The following is a 16,634-nucleotide window of genomic DNA, read 5'->3' on the forward strand; positions in this document are numbered from 1 at the left end:
GCCATGCATGCAGCTCTTCAACCGCGAACAGATTCGTCAGGCTGTCGCTATCGACCATCACGCCCTGGCAGCCGTCGAAGAGGGCTTCGCTGCACTGGGGCGAGGCGAGGTGGTGCAGCCGCCGATCTTGTCCATGGCCATTGAGGAGGCCAATGGCGAGGTGGACGTCAAGACCGCCCATATTCGTGGTCACGACCGCTTTGCGATCAAGGTCAGCCCGGGGTTCTTCGACAATCCCAAGATAGGCCTGCCGAGCCTGAACGGCCTGATGATGGTGTTCTCGGCCCGCACCGGTCTGGTCGATGCGGTGCTGTTCGATGAGGGCTATCTGACGATGGTGCGCACTGCCTTGGCGGGCGCCATCGCCGCCAAGTACCTGTCCCGTGACTCCAGTCGCCGCGTCACCGTGCTGGGAGCCGGGGAACAGGCCATCCGGCAGGTCGAGGCACTGCGGCTGGTACGTGACATCGAAATCGTCGATGTGTGGTCTCGGCGTGGGTCGGCTGCCGAGGAGTACGCCGAGACCATGCGTGCGGCTGGGCTTACCGTGAATGTCCACGATAGCGTGCGTGAGGCCTGCGCGATGGCCGACATCATCGTCACCACCACGCCCTCCCAGGCACCGATTCTGGAGGCCGCCGACCTGCCCGAAGGGGTGCATGTGACCGCCATGGGGTCGGATAGTCCGGATAAGCGGGAGTTGGCCGAAAGCGTACTGACGCGTGCTGATGCCTTTGTCTGTGACACCCGCGCCCAGAGCGAGTCCAACGGCGAGCTGAAGGCGTTTCATGGACGTGAGGTGCCGTTCAAGGTGCATGAACTGGGCCAGGTCATTGCGCGTGGGGATCGTCTGCGCCTGTCCGATGCCACCATTACCGTGTGTGACCTCACCGGGACGGGCGTGCAGGATACGGCCATTGCCGCCCATGCCCTGAACCGGCTGGGCTAGCGGCTCATCGCCAGAACGTCAGGGCGGTGATGGCTAAGTTTGGCAACAACAGGCCGAATCAGGACGACTCCAGACGCTGGGGGAGGCTGCGCTGCCAATCGTTTTTGCTGAAACGAGATTTTTTGCGGAGGATAGAGGGGTCTTGAGTGTCTGGAGCTGTCATGCCCTCTCTACCTGCGCCTCTACGCCATCGGCGTAGATGGATCGTCATCCTGGCGCGACTTGGCTATACCGCCAAGGGCGTTGTCTATCTGCTGATCGGAATCCTGGCCGCGCTGGGGGCGGTGGGACTGGGCGGTGACAATGTCGGCACCAAGGAAGCCCTGGCTCATCTGGCGCGGCAACCGTTTGGCTCGCTGATGCTGGCGGCACTGGTGGCGGGGCTCTATGCCTACGCCGCCTGGCGTGGCTTGCAGGGACTGTTCGATGTGGAGAATCGTGGCCGTAGTCTGAAGGCCCTGGGCACACGGGCGGCGCTGGTGATCAGCGGACTCATCTACGCCAGTCTAGGCTGGTACGGGCTTGAGCTGCTGGATGATCCTCACGAGACTACGGGAGGGGCCGAGGAGCGAACAGCGCTGCTGATGTCCCATCCTGGCGGTCTTTGGCTGGTGGCCGCACTGGGCCTGATCTTTATCGGTGTTGGCGTGCGCCAGTCTTGGCGTGCGTTGACCGCCAGCTACCTGGAGCGCTGGCGACGACAGGACATGAGCAAGCGCCAGAAAGACCTCGCGTCAGGGCTCAGCCGCTGGGGCCTGGCCGCTCGCGGTGTCGTCTTCGCACTGATCGGAGGCTTTCTGCTGGCTGCTGCCTGGCAGGCCGATCCAGGCCAGGCGGAGGGGCTGGGTGGGGCCTTGGATGCTCTGGCCGCCCAGCCCTTTGGCCCATGGTGGTTGGCCGCGGTGGCAGGAGGACTGCTCAATTACGGCACCTACTGTGTGATCAATGCTCGCTTCCGACAGGTGAAGGTGGACTGATGCGCCCGGTGCCGGCGCATCACCTGCCGCGCTTGGCACGGATCGTCAGCGCCACCCCGGCGATGGCGATGACCATGCCGGCCAGGGATAGCGCCGGCAGGCCTTCATCGAAGAGCCACCAGGCCTCGACCGCGGTCACCGGCGGAACCAGATAGAACAGGCTGGCGACCCGGGAAGCTTCTCCGCGCTTGATCAGCAGCATCAACAGCAGAATGGCCGCGATCGACAGCACCAGCACCAGCCAGCCAAGGGTCAGGACAAAGGTCAGTGTCCACTCGACCTCGCGGCTTTCCAGCAGCAGGCAACCCCCACCGAGCAGCGCCAGCGCGCCCAAGTATTGCACCACGCTGCCCCCGAGCAGAGGCATGCCGGTGCAAAAGCGCTTCTGGTACAGCGTTCCCAGCGCGATACCCAGCAGCGCGACCAGCGTACAGGCCAGCGCAGGCCAGCCGAACCCGTCGAAGGACAGGGCCGACAGGTCCATCTTGCCGCCCAGCACCAGGCTGACGCCTGCCAGCCCCATCACGAGCCCCAGCCATTGCACCGGTGTGAGCCTCTCGCCAAGCAATGGGCCCGCCAGTGCCGCCGTCAGCAGCGGCTGCAGGCCCACCAGTAAAGAGGCCAGCCCCGCCGGCATACCCAGACTGATGGCATAGAACACGCCGCCTAGATAGGCCCCATGGACGAGGCACCCCGACACGGCGACGTGCCCCCACAGACGCAGCCCCCGTGGCCATGCCGATCGAGTGAGCAACACAATCGGTACCAGCAGCGCCAGGGTAGCGATGAAGCGGATGGTCAGAAAGGTGAAGGGCTCGGCGTAGGGCAGGCCGAATTTGGCACCGATGAAGCCGGTACTCCACAGCAGTACGAAGACCAACGGCATGGCTGCTGTCAGTCCGCCAGGCAGCGTCTTCGTGCTGCTCATGGGTGCGTCTCGGAGCACACGTCAGGCGCTGTGATGGTGGTGGCGACTGTGGCGAATTCAGTGGCGCATGCAGTGGCGCATGCAGTGATGGATACAGTTGTCAGTAAGGGCAGCAATACCGGCGACTGCCGAGAAGACAGGATCCGTTCCATGGAGAGGCTCCTTTGCGATAAGCCAGGGCCCGGAGGTGCGAGCCGTGAAAGCAGAGCCCATGATGCCTGAAAAGGCGGCCGGGCTGGAGCTGCCGATGTCCCGTCGCTGTCGTGCTTTGGTCGTAGGTCGAGACGTCGTCAGATGATTGGTCAGACCATGATTTGGGTTGTTTTTACAAGTTTTTTTGCCTCTATGGGCACTGGTCAGACCAATCGGAGAGGGCACTTGCGTTGAAACACTGCGTTGGCCGTATTAGTGCTTTTCGCTAGCTTTTTTTCGACGACAGCCGTCCCGCGACAGGTGTGTGCTCTAGTGAATCAGGGCTCCGTTCCATCAGGGCTTTAGGAGCAAAACGGTGAGCCGGCATATGGCTGCGCAGCAGCTCGAGCCGCACATCACCCAAGCTCTGATGCCGCATCGCTGGGGAAATACCTGCAGTCAGGTGGCGGATGTCTGCGCATGGACGCGTGCAGGGCCTGGGTCCCTTCCGGGAACGCCTGCGGTAGTCAATGCTGACGCCATGGATCGACAACAACAACGCACCTGGCACCGCCGACCCTCGGCGTGCCGATCCACCTGGAGTTTTGCCATGTCTCCGATCGACAAGTCCCGGCAAGATCAGCCTGGCATGTCTACGACACCTCTCGATACCCATGCGGCCGCTGCCAGCCCTGTGACGCCGGATCGCCGCCGCTTCCTCAAGGCCGCGGCGGTCGGCTCTGCCGCTGCGGTGGCGGCTCCCTGGGTCGGCAATGTGCAGGCTCAACAGGGCATTCGCATCCGCATGCAATCGTCCTGGCAGCCAGGGACGACCGGCTATCGCATCTTCGAACAATGGGCCAACGGTGTGGCCGAGGCCACCAGTGGTGAAGTGACGATTGAGCCTTTTCCTGCCGGCGCCGTCGCCGGCGCCTTCGAGGTAGCCGATGCGGTTCGCAATGGGGTGCTCGATGGACAGAACTGGTTCACCGTCTACTGGCCAGGAAAGATGCCGGCTGGGGTGTTTCTGACGGCCTACCCCATGGGCCTGTCCGTGCCTCACCAGTGGGACATGATGTTCGGCGCTTACGGCGGCTTCGGTATTGCCAAGGATCTTTACCGCAAACAGGGTCAGGAACTGCTGGGCTACGTGCACCACGACCTCAACCTGATTCACTCCAAGGTGCCGTTGAGAAGCTTTGACGACTTCGCTGGGGTCAAGATCCGCATGCCGGGCGGCATTGTCGCCGAAACCTTCGCCAAGATCGGCGCCCGTACCACGCTGCTGCCTGGCTCAGAGGTCTATCCTGCCCTCGAGAAGGGGACGATTGATGCGGCGGATTACACCGGTGCGGCGGTCAACTTCGAACTGGGCTTCTGGCAGGTGACCGACTACATCATCATGGGCCCGCCTTCGACGCCCTGTCTGCACCAGGCGGTCGACCTCATGGACATCGCGGTCAACCGCCGCGTCTACGAGCGCATGTCCGATCAGACCAAGGACCTGATGCACGACCTGGTCGCCGCCTACTCCCGCGAGCACTACGCCGCCATCCAGAAGGCCAACGCCGAGGCCTGGCCGAAGTATCGCGAGAAGGGTGTCGAGATCATCCACCTGTCAGAAGAGGATGCCGACCGTTTCCGCGATGCCGCGATCCCGCTGTGGTTCGAATGGGCCAACAAGGATCCGGATGCGGCGAAGCTGTTCCGCGCCCACCTCAACACCATGCTCGACCCGGCGGTGGCCCTGATCACCGAAGAAGACATCAAGGATTTCGAGCTCAACGCTTGAGGACAACCGCGACGCTGGGGCGCCAGCGTCGCGAGTACTCCTGAATGACTGACGTGCCGCCCGGGACTGCCCGATCGGCTTCGATGAATGGTCCGTGGTCGCCTGCAGCAAGCCGGCGGCCTGCGGAGGAGCGTCAATGAATCTTCAGATCGATTTCGTTCTGCCTCACTGGCTGTACTGGTCGGTGTTGGCGGGGTTGCCGCTGGTCGTGATGCTGTTGGTGGACAGAAGTTTTCGCCGCGGCGGTCAGGTCAGCGGCAGTGATACGGCCGAGACGCCTGTGTCGTCGGAGCAGGCTGACTATGTGCCGCCGGGAAATGCGCTGACGGCGGGTATCGACCGCATCTCGGGGTTCGCCGGTCGCTATGTGGCTTACTGGTCGCTGATCGCCCCCTTTGTGTTCACCTACGAAGTGCTGATGCGCTACGCCTTCAACTCGCCGACCAACTGGGCGCATGAGTCGATGACCCTGATGTTCGGCATGCAATACCTGCTGGCGGGCGCCTTCGCCCTGCGTGAAGGGGGGCATGTACGAGTCGATATCCTCTACCAGCGGGCGGCGCCGCTCAACAAGGCAGCGCTGGACCTGGTCACCTCGATTTTCTTCTTTATCTTCACCCTGGCGCTACTGACCACCGGGTGGCGCTTCTTCTCACAGTCGGTCAGTGATGTCTGGTGGTTTGGAGACAGTTACGCCAATGAGGTGTCCTTTACCGAATGGGCCGTACAGTATTATCCGGTCAAGTTCATGCTGTTCCTGGGGGCATTGCTGTTGCTGCTGCAGGGCATCGCGCAGCTGATTCGCGATATGCAGTCCTACGCCCATCACCGCCAGAGCCACGCCGGTAGCCGGACCTTTGCTGCCGTACTGGTGGGGCTGGCTCTGCTGCTGGGTGCCTACACGCTGTATGAAGTGGTCAACATCGCTCTGACCGACTACGAAAGCCTGGCGATGAGCCTGGAGAATGCCCTGGCCACCGTCGGCATTGGCGAGCTGACGTTACTGATGTTCGGCACCTTGATGGTGGTCCTGGTGGCCGGGTTGCCGCTGGCCTTCGTCACCGGTGGGCTCGGTGTCGTCTTCCTGTATCTGGTGGGCGATCAGCACATGCTGAACCTGATGCCATCGCGGATCTTCCCGATGATGACCAATTACCAGCTGTCGGCCATCCCGCTGTTTATCTTCATGGCGTCGGTACTGGAGAAAGCGGGCATCATCGAAGAGCTGTTCGATGTGGTCTACAAGTGGATGGGGGGCCTCAAGGCCGGGCTGGCCATCGCCACCATCATTGCCTCCACCTTGCTGGCCGCCATGGTCGGTGTGATAGGGGCCGCCGTTGTGACGATGGGGCTGATCGCCTTGCCGGCGATGCTCAAGCGCAACTATCAGCCCGAGATAGCGCTGGGCTCGATCATGGCCGGCGGCACCCTGGGCATTCTGATCCCTCCCTCGATCCTGGCGATCATCTACGGCGTCATCGCCCAGCAGTCCGTAGGCGAGCTCTATCTCGGCTCGCTGATTCCTGGTCTCCTGCTGGCGGGCATGTACGCCTTCTATTGCTGGATGCGGGGTACCTTGAACATCAAGGTGGCACCGCCGATGCCGGTGGAAGATCGCGTGTCCAGCGCCGAGAAGCTGAGGCTGTTGCGCAATATGCTGGCGCCCATCGCGCTGGTGATGTTGGTACTCGGGATCATCTTCACCGGCGTCGCCACGCCGGTGGAAGCGGCCGGTATCGGAACCTTCGGTGCCTTGCTGGTGGCGGCACTGCATAAGCGCCTGACCTGGCCCAATCTGCACGCCGCCTGCATGACGACTTTGGTGGCCACGGCGATGGTGATGTGGATCATCTTCGGCGCCAGCATCTTTGTTGGCTTCTACATCCTGCAGGGGGGCCAGACCTTCGTGCAGGACCTGATCGCCGGCGCTGGGCTCGGTCCTTACGCGGTACTGGCGTTGATGATGGTGTTGCTGGTGGCGCTGGGCATGTTCCTGGATTGGGTCGGTATCCTGCTGTTGGCGGTGCCAATCTTCGTGCCGCTGATCAAGGGGCTCGACTTTACCGGGGTGCTGGGGCTGCCTGGCGTAGATCCCGCCGATGTGTCGCTGTGGTTCGGGGTCATCTATCTGGTCAACATGCAGATGTCATTTCTGAGTCCTCCCTTTGGCTATGCGCTGTTCTACATCAAGGGCGTGTGTCCTCCCCATATCACCATGGGGCAGATTTTCCGCTCATCCTTCCCGTTCCTGGCTCTGCAGGCCTTGGGGCTGTTGCTGGTCATCCTGTTCCCGGCGCTGGTGACCTGGCTACCCAACCTGGCTTACGGATAGCGCCGGCTAGGCCAACGCTTCTCCCCTGTCGCCGGAGCATCCGGTGGCAGGGGAGACAGTGCTTGGCTTGCTAGCCGCAGGCGCGAGTGTCGGCACATCCGCGCCGGCACGGCTGAGTCGCTGCCCCCACCACGTAGTGACAGAAACCGCGAGAAGTGTCCGCTATTCTGCACTTCACCTGACGCAGCGTTGGCGTACCATGGGGTCAGCTCTTCACGCTGATGTCGCTCGCTGGAGACAGCTGGCTTGCATTCCGTAACACGATCGTGGGGAACCGATGCGAACGTGTGTCGTCACAATGGGCGAGCGATTGACGAATTCTCAATGACCTCCTGGAGGACTTCATGCAACGATTCACTGCCCTGATTACTGCCGCACTGCTCTCCGCCGGTCTGATGAGCGCCACGGCCCACGCTCAAGACGCCAGCGCACAGGCATCGTCCAGCGCCGACGTGGAAGCAGCAGTACAGGCACAGAACTTCTCTGACGCCGAACTGCAGAAGTTTGCCGATGCGTCCAAGGAGATCGCCACGATTTCTCAGGATTACACCCAGCGCCTGCAAGAGGCCGAGGACCAGCAGGCCCAGCAGGATGTGCGCACCGAGGCCAACCAGAAGATGGTCGAGGCCGTACAGCAAAGCGGGCTCGAGGTGGAGAAGTTCAATGCCATCGGCCAGGCCATTCAGCAGAATCCTGACATGATGAAGCGCGTTCAGGAGATGGCGCAGTCCTGATAGGTGACTGTCCATAAAGACGCCCCCTCCGGCTTTCCGCCGGAGGGGGCGTCTTCGTTTTGGGGGCAGCCTTACGTCAGTGGCTGACCTGGAGGGCCAGCTTTCTTGCTCTGGCGCTGATGGTGAATGACGCAATCATTCCCAGCACGCTGACCAAGGCCAGGGTGAGGAAGATATTGTGGTAGCCAAGCGCCTTGTCCAGATCTAGCCAGTGGCCGAAAAGCGTCGCTGAGAACAGGTCGGGAGAGAACCCAATCACCGAAGCAATGCCTGCAGCGGTAGCCATCAGAGATGCCGGGATCTTGGTTTCACTGGCGATGGAGAACACGATGCCGTAGAGCGACAAGCTGAAGATGCCTGGCAGCAGGGAATAGAGGCTGACCATGGTCGAACTGGCATTTTCTGGCATGTAGATCACGCCGGTGTAGAGCAGGGCAAGGATCGCGAAAAGTACCACGAACCAGCGGCTGGTCGACTTGAACACCTTGTCGGCGATAAGACCACTGACGGGAGCGAGTATATAGAATACGTAGGTTCTGAAGATGGTAAGAATGCCAGACTGCTCAGGAGAGACCCCATAGATGTCGGTCAGATAAGGCGTAAAGTAGACGTTGCTGGAGAAAATCATGAAGGCGGCAAAGATAATGACCGAGAAGATCCAGAGCACTGGGCTCTTGAGCAGGACCACGATCTGCGAGCTATCAAAGTTATTGGTAACAAGGTTGCGGGACGCCTCGCGATCCTCCTTGATGAGGAACCAGACGACGGCTGCTGCAATCGTGGTACTGATGCCGTAAATCATGACAACGTAGAAGAATTGCTGCGACATGTCGTCCGAGAAGCCTAGTACCCACACAGCAATGCCATTGATGGCCGCGCCGAAGAGTCCGTTGCCCATGTAGTAAAGTCCATACATGAACCCTTGTTCTTTTTCTCCCCCGATCAGGCGAATCGTTTTCATGAGGGCACCCCAGAAAACAAACACGGTAGAGAACGATAGCAGGAACCAGATGGCCAGACTGATGCCATAGCCCATGTTGAAGGCGTAGATGAAGGTCAGTATTGACGTCGAGAGTAGCGATAAAATAATACAGCGCTTGGTGGAGCTCTTATCTGCCAGAATACCCCCAGGGATCATCAGCAGGGTGGTGCCCACCGTATAGATAGTGGTCAGTAGGCCAATTTGCTGATTGCTGATATCCATCGCCGCAATCTGGTAATCGTAGAATACATACCTGATGTAGGGAATGAGATAGATGGTCGCCCCGGCCGATGATAGCGCCAGTATCTGTAGATACTTAAATAGCCTTGAGTTCATGGGTATTCTCTGCAGATGGATTTACTTGAGGAGAGAAGAAGCATAATCGACAAGAAACGCCACGCCGTTGATCAGGCCGGCTTCTTGCATATCGAATTTCGAATGGTGTAGCGGATACTGTCCCTCACCTTTTCCGATGCCGATGAAGCCAAAGCACCCCGGAACTTTCTGGAGATATTCCGAGAAGTCTTCACCCGCCATGGAGGGCGCGACTGAGACAAGTGCGGACGCTCCAAGTGTATTGATGACGGACTGCTGTGCCAGCGATGAAAAGTGTTCGTCATTCTCGACGAATGGTGCTCCATAGAGGTATTCAATCTCGTAGGTTGCGCCGAACGATGAGGTAACACCCTGCACGATGGTTTCAATACGCTGCTTTATGGTGTCTCTCGTGTCATTGGAGAAGTAGCGACATGTGCCCTTGAGGTGGACGGTATCGGGAATAGCGTTGTGAGCGACTCCGCCATTGACCGCGCACACGCTGACCACGGTGGGAAGGAAGGGATCAACCTGTCTGCTGCAGATACTCTGAAGGCTGGTAATGACATGCGCTGAAATCAATACAGGGTCGATGGTCTGGTGAGGCATGGATCCATGGCCGCTGCTTCCTACGATTGTGATATCGAAGAAGTCGGCTTCTGCCATGCGCGGACCGCTATCGACAGAGATGGTGCCGACGGGAATATCTGGCCACACATGTAGTCCAGCAATGGCAGTCATATCTTCAAAAAAATCGCTTCTTTCGGCCACGATCTTCTGAGCGGCGCCCTCAAGCTCTTCATCAGGCTGGAAGATAAGTTTGGCTGTTCCTTTGAACGTGTCTCTGTTCTCCGACAGGAACTTGGCAGCAGTCAGTAGCATGGCGATATGGCCGTCGTGGCCGCATGCATGCATCACCCCTTGGTTTTTTGAGGAAAATGAGACGCCAGAGGCTTCCGTGACTGGCAGTGCATCAATGTCTGCACGAAGGCCAAGAACGACATCCCCAGGTTGACCTTCAATGGTTGCCAGTATTCCAGTACCACACACCTCCTTTTCATAGGAGATGTTTAATTTGTCGAGCTCATGACAAATACGCTCTGCCGTTTTAAATTCCTGCTGGCTCAGTTCTGGGTTTTCGTGGAAATGCTGACGTAGATCAATGGTGTATCTGGCGTTCTCTTTCGCAAACTCTAAAGGTGTCATGCTGATGCCTTCTGGATAGGAATTTAACTTCCGCTTATACGCGATGCGTTTTTTCGCGGAGCTGCTAGAGGTGTTGTCGATTAATATTTTTTAATAGCGCGTTCTTGTTTGCAATAAAAATGCATGGCGGTTTCGGATGAAAAATTGACATTCCTCTATGGAAAAGGCATTTGCTTCTGTTTCTACACGAACTGCTTGTATATGAGATGATTCACCATAATGACCTTTTTACGTATTTCGGCTTTTCACTTGTTTTTTTAAGGACTGCCTGAGGAAAGCGCTCGCTGTACCAGACGAGGTAACGCTTTAGACTTACGAATTGTCCTGGGTAGATAAAAGCGGTGTTGGGAGCTGCAGTAAGAGCTGTGCTGGGAACTATGTCAGGTTCTTGATGTCGAGCCGCTTGCATGTGCTGCAAGTGAGAACTCTGCTCGTGTCACGCCCTGCGTTATTCATGTCAGTGCGGTGAAGAAAACACGCTGTGATCGAAACACTTGATAGGCATCCGTCATGCTTCACGCTGCCTGCGCTATATCCGCCATACTCGCCATACTCTGGCCAGTGTGCAGCGCACGCTGGTATTGCGGTGGGCTCGGGGTAGAGACGTTCCATGACAGGGGTCTGGCCATTCCGTGAAGTCCTGACATGATGAAGCGCGTTCAGGAGATGGCACCGACCTGGTCGGTTGCCCATGGGGATCACGCCAGGCGAACTGGCGAACGCGCCCTGCTGACTATCCGGATCAGCGGACCTTCTTTCCGTCAAGCTCAGGTCTCTCGACACTTTTGCCAGATGGCACTATTATTTTGACAGATGGCTGTCAATGAGGCTGATGATGAAGGTTGCCGAATGTGCCCTCGATGCCAAGACGAGTTTGTTGCAACGCACGCTGGAGCGCCTGCTGGGCAAGCCTGCACCCGAGGCAACGACGGCCCTGTACATTCACGAGATGATCGAGAAGGGCTTGCCGTCTCGCGATGTATTGCGATTTGTCGAATCAGTTGACCTGCTTAGTGATAGGGCAATGGCCGTCAAGCTGATCGGTATGTCCGAACGCACGCTTTATCGTCGGATCAAGTCGCCGGAGCCGCTTAACACTGAGCAGAGTAGTCGTGCCTGGCGTTTCGCCGAGGTGCTTACCAGGGCGGAAGATGTGTTGGGCGATGCTGCTGAAGCAGAGCGTTGGATGGGAACACCGGCCTTGGGGCTTGAGGGGCGCAAGCCGATAGATCTTCTCACCACCCAGGTGGGGTACGAGCTGGTGGACGACCTTCTTACCCGCCTGGATCAGGGAGTGTACACGTGACATCCGCTGGCAAGGATCTGCTGCTGTGGCGGCTTGAACGAGAGCGGCATATGGCGAGCTGGAGCAGTGGTGTCGGTGCAAAGCTGGCTGGCGGACGCTGGAATACCAAGGGGCGAGCGGCGGTATATGGGGCCTGCGACCCATCAACGGCGATTCTCGAAGTCGCGGTGCATAAGGGTTTCAAGGCGCTGGATACCATCCCCCATATGTTGTTGTGCGTGCGTATCACCGATCCTGACAGCGTGTTTGAGGTAGTGCCCGAGGACTTGCCCAACCCCAACTGGTTGGTTCCTGGATCGCCTAGCCTTGGTCAGCAATGCTATGGCGATGAGCTGCTGTCTCGCTATCCCTTCATCACAGTGCCTTCGACGGTCTCCCGCCATAGTCGCAATATCGTGATGAATCCGCTGACGGGCCAGGAGGGCGTCGAGATCGTCGTGATCGAGCCCTTCGCCCTGGACCCACGGCTGCATCCTCCCGCCGAGTGAGCAAACGCTTTACAGCCATTGCCATGGCCCGCATCCTTTCTGCATGAGGGCGCCGAGCATGTAGCGCGCCTGTACCGGCACCGCGCGGAGGACACCATGGAAGCGGAACTGTTGGAAATCAGCCAGCACATGGGGCGCTTCCCGCCCTTTGATGGCCTCACGGATGAGCTGCTGGATGAGGTGGCGAGCCAGGTACAGGTCAGCTATTTCAAGGCGGGCTCGACGATTCTCGAGCTCGATGCGGTGCACGAGGAGTTCTGCTACATCCGCAGTGGCGCGGTGGAGGTCTCGCGCCGCAACGGTGAGCTTTACAACCTGCTTGGCGAGGGCGATATCTTTGGCCATTTCAGCCTGTTGCGCCACAGCAGAGTTCGCTTTCCCGCCAAGGCGCTGGAAGACAGTCTGATCTACTTCATTCCCGAGGCCATGTTCCATCGGCTGTGCGAGGCCGATGAAGCCTTCTCTGACTTTGTCGAGGTGGATCGCCCCCGGCTCGAGACGGCGGTCGAAAGCCAGCGCAAGAACAACGACATGATGGTGACGCGGATCCGCAAGCTGCTGACCCGCTATCCCGTGATGGTGGAGGCCCGTGCAACGGTGCAACACGCGGCCCGCCAGATCAGCGATTTCCAGGCGTCCGCCGTGCTGGTGCTGGACAAGCCCGGGGACAATCCCCGCTATACCTTCAAGGACAGCGAGGGCACCTACTGGCAAGTGACCGGGATCCTCACCGACAGCGATTTTCGTACCAAGGTGGTCGCCGAGGGGCTGTCACCGGATACCCCGGTAGGGGAGGTGGCGGGTCGTCGGCTGATCGCGATACAGTCCGATGAGTCGGTGCAGGAAGCGATGCTGTGCATGTTGCGTAACAACATCCATCATCTGCCGGTCATGCATCGGCGCTCACCGGTGGGCATCGTGCATCTGTCCGATATCATTCGCTACGAGACCCAGAGCAGCCTATATCTGGTGAGCAATATCTTTCACCAGCCATCGGTGGAGAGTCTGGCCAAGCTGGCCCCCGACGTGCAGGCAGCGTTCGTGCGGATGGTGCATGATGGCGCCGACTCGCAGATGGTGGGCAAGGCGCTGTCGACCATCGGTCGCAGCTTTACCCGGCGCCTTTTGGAAATGGCGGAAGAGGAGTTGGGGCCGCCACCGGTTCCTTACTGCTTCATGGCGCTGGGTTCCATGGCGCGCAACGAGCAGAGCATTGTCACCGACCAGGATAACGCCCTGGTTCTCTCCGACGACTTCGACCCGGCGCTACATGACGAGTACTTCGCCACCATGGCCAAACGCGTCAGTGATGGCCTTGCCGCCTGCGGGTACACCTACTGCAAGGGCGACGTGATGGCCACCAATCCCAAGTGGCGTCAGCCCTTGGCGGTATGGAAGCGCTATTTCACGCAGTGGATCGAGCAGCCCTCGCCGGAGGGGCTGTTGCACAGCTCCATCTTCTTCGACCTGGATACCGTGCATGGCGACAACCCGCTGGTGGAAGCCTTGCAGGACCTGGTGGCTACCAAGGCATCACAGCACAAGCGCTTCCTGGCCGCCATGGCGCGCAATGCCCTCAACCGTACGCCGCCACTTGGCTTCTTTCGGACGTTTGTGATGGAGAAGGACGGCAAGCACAACAACTCGATCAACTTGAAGCGCCGGGGCACCGCTCCCATGGTCGATCTGATTCGTATCCATGCCCTGGCCTGTGGGTCCCGTGCCCAGAACAGCTTCGATCGACTCGATGACATCGACCGCACTCAGCTGCTGGCGCCAGGCGTCAGTGACCGGCTGCGCTACGCGCTGGAGTTTCTGTCGATGTCGCGGATTCGCCATCAGGTCATCGATCTCGAGCATGAGCAGCAGCCGGATAACAACATCGAGCCCGAAAACGTGTCCAGCGAAGAGCGCCATCACCTGAAGGATGCCTTCCAGGCGCTCAGCAATGCCCAGAAGTTTCTCAAGTTTCGCTACCCGATGACGCACAGGTAGGCGGCCATGCCACTCCTTCGACCCAAGACACGCTCGGCCCCTGACTGGCATGACTACCTGGTGGCCCGGCGCCAGCAGAGTCGTCAGCGTGCCCTGGTGGACTTCTTTGCTGGTGCGGACCTGTCCCCGATCCTGCCCGTGCAGGAGGCCCCGCTGATGGCCCTGGATCTGGAAACCACTGGGCTGGACCCCAAGCGAGACGAGATCGTGTCGATTGGCCTGGTACCGTTCTCACTGTCACGGATTCGTCTGTCGGAGCGACGCTACTGGGTGGTCAGGCCGCACCGCACGCTCAAGGCCGAATCGGTCACCTTCCATCACATCACCCACGCCGATATCCAGGGAGCACCGCGCATCGAAGAGGTGCTCGAGGAGGTCTTCGAGGCGATGGCCGGGCACCTGCTGGTGGTGCACTATCGCCACATCGAAAGGGCCTTTCTGCAGGCTGCCGTGCAGGCTAAGTGGCAGGAGACTCTGAGTTTTCCGGTCATCGACACCATGTCCCTGGAGGCGAGAATCCATCGGCAATCACTGATGGCGCGCTTTCGACGCTGGATGGGGCGGCCGCCGGCCTCCATCCGCCTGCATGACAGCCGGGTGCGCTATGGCCTGCCTCACTACCACGGACATCATGCCTTGACCGATGCCATCGCCACGGCCGAGCTGCTGCAGGCCCAGGTCGCCGGCAACTACGCTCCGGAAACGCCCATCGGAATGCTCTGGAGCTGAGCCTTGCTCCTCCTGCCAGATAGCAGCGGAGGGTTAGCCTCAGTCTCGCTGGCTGAGCGTTCGTCCGGTGCCAGCTTCAGCAGGCGATAGGTTTTTCCTCGATAGGGTTGATAGAGGACGGCGGTGGCATTCTCGGGTAGCGGCAGTTGGTCATCACTGGTGACGACGAGACCGTCTGGATGGGCTGCCCACCAGCGATCCACCTCGTCATCGGCCAGTTCGATCAATGGCCGTTCCAGCCGGCCAAGATACTGGAACTGGTCCGCGTAGCGCCCGGCATAGGCAAGGGGGGCATCGCTGGTCTCGAGCTGATGGAGCCGCAGGGCCAGCGGCGAAAGATCATATCGCTGCGTCAGCAGTGGACTGGTGCTGACCAGCAGGCAGGTCAGGGTGACCGGCCACACCAGCAGGGCCAGGCGCGAAGAGCGTTGAGGAGCAGCGATCATGGCCAGCAGCAGGGGAACCAGCGCCAGCGCGCGATAGCCATTGTGAACAGGCGCAACGCCTCCCAGTGTCTGCAAAAGCTCCGGCATGACCAGCAGCAGCGGGACTGCCAGCCATGGCATCTGTCGTAGCCATCTGCCGTGGCTTGCCAGCAGTGGCTGACCCTTGTTAGGCAAGCCCAGGCTGATCCACAGCGCAGCGAAGGGCAGTGTCGGGATCAGGTAGTGCGCCTGCTTGCCGCTGATCAGGCTCAGTACAAGGACCGCTGGCAGCACGCCGAGCAGAGCCAGGCGGGCCAGTCGGGACGTCAGTCGGGGACGCCACCACAACGATGTCATCGACCAGGGAAACAGCGCCAGCGGGATTAGCGGCAGGTACCAGTACCAGGGGCGGGCGTGGGCAAAGGAATGACTGACCCTGCCGGCAAACTGGCCCCACAGGATGTCATGGGCATAGTCGGCTCCACCGGCCTGTGCCGCGGGCAAGGCCCAGGCCAGGCCCATGGCCAGGCCGATTGTCCCAGCGCCACAGAGTGCCATCGCGCTGGCGCCAAGTGAGCGCGGCGACCACCAGCCCATTCCCAGCGCCAGCGGCAGCCAATACAGCAGTATCACCGGCCCCTTGGCCAGCAATCCGAGTCCCAGCCCCACGCCGCTCATCACTACCCAACCTGTCCCCCCGTATCGCGCTAGGCCGACCAGGCCGAGCACTGCCAGCAGCAGGCAGGTAGTCAGCAGAATGTCGAACATCGATAGCGGCAAGAAGACCGACCAGAGCGTCATGCCCAGCAGTAGCCCGGGAGCCCAGCGCGCCTGTGCGACGCTTTGCGGGAATCCGACGCGAACAATGGCCGCCAGCAGGGGATAGCTCAGCAGACCTACCAAGGGCACCGCAAGGCGCCCGACCGGGTCGTCGGTGCCGAAGATCGCCCAGGCCAGATGAATGACCCAGAACAGCAGGGGCGGCTTGTGGGCATAGGGCTCGCCATTGAGCTGGGGTACCAGCCAAAGGTGGCGCTGCCACATTTCCCAGGCAACACCCAGATAGCGGGTCTCGTCGATGGGCATCAACGGGGTAGACGCCACGCGCACGATGATCAGCAACGCTGCCGCCAGCATCACCGTGGTCAATGGTGTCAAATGGGGCAGGGGTAGCTTGGACAGGGAGTGCTTAGACAGGGATCGCTTAAGCAACGTCAGCTTGGACATGACAGGGCTCCATCAACGGATGCCCGTCACCCTAGACGACAAACCTTAGCAGAGGCTTATCCGGCAGGAGGGTGCTGCTTTTCAGGCGGCCATAACGACCATCGGCGGCCACAAGGC

At 60.0% G+C, this 16,634-nt stretch carries 13 protein-coding genes; 9 read left to right on the forward strand and 4 right to left on the reverse strand.

What is annotated here, in order from left to right; all coding sequences use genetic code 11:
- Positions 1–7 precede the first annotated feature (7 nt).
- Both KUV86_RS03215 and KUV86_RS03220 read left to right on the forward strand, forming a co-directional pair.
- A complete protein-coding gene (locus KUV86_RS03215) occupies positions 8–949 on the forward strand; it encodes a cyclodeaminase (RefSeq protein WP_222483533.1) in 942 nt (313 codons plus the stop codon).
- A gap of 161 nt (positions 950–1,110) precedes the next feature.
- Positions 1,111–1,926, forward strand: coding sequence for a DUF1206 domain-containing protein (locus tag KUV86_RS03220; protein ID WP_222483534.1), 816 nt, complete (start codon positions 1,111–1,113; stop codon positions 1,924–1,926).
- Between the two features lie 19 nt (positions 1,927–1,945).
- On the opposite strand, the gene KUV86_RS03225 is transcribed toward KUV86_RS03220, so the two are convergent.
- Positions 1,946–2,854, reverse strand: coding sequence for a DMT family transporter (locus KUV86_RS03225; RefSeq protein ID WP_206939703.1), 909 nt, complete (start codon positions 2,852–2,854; stop codon positions 1,946–1,948).
- A gap of 742 nt (positions 2,855–3,596) precedes the next feature.
- Between KUV86_RS03225 and dctP the strand changes: the two genes are divergently transcribed.
- From dctP to KUV86_RS03240, 3 genes are all read left to right on the forward strand, one after another.
- Positions 3,597–4,778 (forward strand): TRAP transporter substrate-binding protein DctP, encoded by a 1,182-nt coding sequence (gene dctP / locus KUV86_RS03230; RefSeq protein ID WP_224908082.1) that lies wholly within the window; start codon positions 3,597–3,599, stop codon positions 4,776–4,778.
- Between the two features lie 136 nt (positions 4,779–4,914).
- Complete coding sequence (locus tag KUV86_RS03235; RefSeq protein ID WP_222483535.1) at positions 4,915–7,110, forward strand: TRAP transporter large permease subunit; 2,196 nt, start codon at positions 4,915–4,917, stop codon at positions 7,108–7,110.
- 344 nt (positions 7,111–7,454) lie between these two features.
- Complete coding sequence (locus tag KUV86_RS03240; protein WP_206939697.1) at positions 7,455–7,844, forward strand: DUF4168 domain-containing protein; 390 nt, start codon at positions 7,455–7,457, stop codon at positions 7,842–7,844.
- Between the two features lie 76 nt (positions 7,845–7,920).
- Here the strand turns inward: KUV86_RS03240 and KUV86_RS03245 are convergent, their stop codons facing one another.
- Positions 7,921–9,162 carry an MFS transporter gene (locus KUV86_RS03245; protein ID WP_206939695.1) on the reverse strand — a complete coding sequence of 414 codons (1,242 nt, stop codon included), beginning with the start codon at positions 9,160–9,162 and terminating at the stop codon, positions 7,921–7,923.
- A gap of 21 nt (positions 9,163–9,183) precedes the next feature.
- Positions 9,184–10,347, reverse strand: coding sequence for a M20 family metallopeptidase (locus KUV86_RS03250; protein ID WP_206939693.1), 1,164 nt, complete (start codon positions 10,345–10,347; stop codon positions 9,184–9,186).
- Positions 10,348–11,179: 832 nt separating this feature from the next.
- Between KUV86_RS03250 and KUV86_RS03255 the strand changes: the two genes are divergently transcribed.
- The 4 genes from KUV86_RS03255 (at position 11,180) to KUV86_RS03270 (ending at position 14,865) form a co-directional block, all read left to right on the forward strand.
- A complete protein-coding gene (locus KUV86_RS03255) occupies positions 11,180–11,653 on the forward strand; it encodes an antitoxin Xre/MbcA/ParS toxin-binding domain-containing protein (protein WP_242520694.1) in 474 nt (157 codons plus the stop codon).
- Positions 11,650–12,141: an RES family NAD+ phosphorylase gene (locus KUV86_RS03260; RefSeq protein ID WP_224908085.1), complete on the forward strand. Its 492-nt coding sequence runs from the start codon at positions 11,650–11,652 to the stop codon at positions 12,139–12,141. Before KUV86_RS03255 ends, KUV86_RS03260 begins: the two co-directional genes overlap by 4 nt.
- A 96-nt stretch (positions 12,142–12,237) precedes the next feature.
- Complete coding sequence (locus KUV86_RS03265) at positions 12,238–14,136, forward strand: DUF294 nucleotidyltransferase-like domain-containing protein (protein ID WP_206939691.1); 1,899 nt, start codon at positions 12,238–12,240, stop codon at positions 14,134–14,136.
- A gap of 6 nt (positions 14,137–14,142) precedes the next feature.
- Entirely contained in the window at positions 14,143–14,865 is a 723-nt protein-coding gene (locus KUV86_RS03270; RefSeq protein WP_206939689.1) for a 3'-5' exonuclease, read from the forward strand.
- Here the strand turns inward: KUV86_RS03270 and KUV86_RS03275 are convergent.
- Complete coding sequence (locus KUV86_RS03275; protein WP_222483536.1) at positions 14,826–16,517, reverse strand: ArnT family glycosyltransferase; 1,692 nt, start codon at positions 16,515–16,517, stop codon at positions 14,826–14,828. The two genes, KUV86_RS03270 and KUV86_RS03275, sit on opposite strands and share 40 nt — an antisense overlap.
- Between the last annotated feature and the right edge of the window lie 117 nt (positions 16,518–16,634).

It is taken from the genome of Halomonas sp. DP8Y7-3, from assembly GCF_019801675.1.
GTDB classification, from domain to species: Bacteria; Pseudomonadota; Gammaproteobacteria; order Pseudomonadales; family Halomonadaceae; genus Halomonas; species Halomonas litopenaei_A.

Excerpts from the sequence above, each read along its gene's own strand:
- KUV86_RS03215 (WP_222483533.1), top strand. The coding sequence starts at position 8 with ATGCAGCTCTTCAACCGCGAACAGATTCGTCAGGCTGTCGCTATCGAC.
- KUV86_RS03220 (WP_222483534.1), top strand. The coding sequence starts at position 1,111 with ATGCCCTCTCTACCTGCGCCTCTACGCCATCGGCGTAGATGGATCGTC.
- KUV86_RS03225 (WP_206939703.1), bottom strand. The coding sequence starts at position 2,854 with ATGAGCAGCACGAAGACGCTGCCTGGCGGACTGACAGCAGCCATGCCG.
- dctP (WP_224908082.1), top strand. The coding sequence starts at position 3,597 with ATGTCTCCGATCGACAAGTCCCGGCAAGATCAGCCTGGCATGTCTACG.
- KUV86_RS03235 (WP_222483535.1), top strand. The coding sequence starts at position 4,915 with ATGAATCTTCAGATCGATTTCGTTCTGCCTCACTGGCTGTACTGGTCG.
- KUV86_RS03240 (WP_206939697.1), top strand. The coding sequence starts at position 7,455 with ATGCAACGATTCACTGCCCTGATTACTGCCGCACTGCTCTCCGCCGGT.
- KUV86_RS03245 (WP_206939695.1), bottom strand. The coding sequence starts at position 9,162 with ATGAACTCAAGGCTATTTAAGTATCTACAGATACTGGCGCTATCATCG.
- KUV86_RS03250 (WP_206939693.1), bottom strand. The coding sequence starts at position 10,347 with ATGACACCTTTAGAGTTTGCGAAAGAGAACGCCAGATACACCATTGAT.
- KUV86_RS03255 (WP_242520694.1), top strand. The coding sequence starts at position 11,180 with ATGATGAAGGTTGCCGAATGTGCCCTCGATGCCAAGACGAGTTTGTTG.
- KUV86_RS03265 (WP_206939691.1), top strand. The coding sequence starts at position 12,238 with ATGGAAGCGGAACTGTTGGAAATCAGCCAGCACATGGGGCGCTTCCCG.
- KUV86_RS03270 (WP_206939689.1), top strand. The coding sequence starts at position 14,143 with ATGCCACTCCTTCGACCCAAGACACGCTCGGCCCCTGACTGGCATGAC.
- KUV86_RS03275 (WP_222483536.1), bottom strand. The coding sequence starts at position 16,517 with ATGTCCAAGCTGACGTTGCTTAAGCGATCCCTGTCTAAGCACTCCCTG.